Annotated in this window: 1 tRNA gene; it reads left to right on the top strand. The window is 44.5% G+C overall.

From position 1 onward, the window contains the following. Positions 1-129 precede the first annotated feature (129 nt). Positions 130-203 (top strand) — tRNA-Ile (locus tag CIK99_RS08395). Positions 204-353 lie beyond the last annotated feature (150 nt).

Here is a 353-nt window from a genome sequence, read left to right as displayed (position 1 = left end):
GCGGCTGGAACACCTCCTTTCTGGAGGGACGCCATAGACGTGGAGAGCTAAGGAAGAAGTCCTTCTTCTTCTGACGAGACCTTTTTTTTTGGTTCGTTACCTCTTCTTGTACTTGCAACTCTGTCTTATAGTCCTATAGCTCAGTTGGTTAGAGCGCCACACTGATAATGTGGAGGTCGGCAGTTCAAGTCTGCCTGGGACTACATTTTCCTTGAAACATAGGAATAGAGATCTTTGACATATTGACACACGAGACTGTAGAATAAAACTCAACAAAGAAGTTTTCCTGACATATTTGTTTGTCGGGATACAGCTGAAAGTATGAGCGGCCATGTTGATGGCCACTACCAAGA

It is taken from the genome of Prevotella sp. P5-92, assembly GCF_002251245.1.
GTDB lineage: Bacteria > Bacteroidota > Bacteroidia > Bacteroidales > Bacteroidaceae > Prevotella.
Note: the sequence above shows the minus strand (reverse complement) of the source record. Positions and strands in the feature narration are given on the sequence as shown.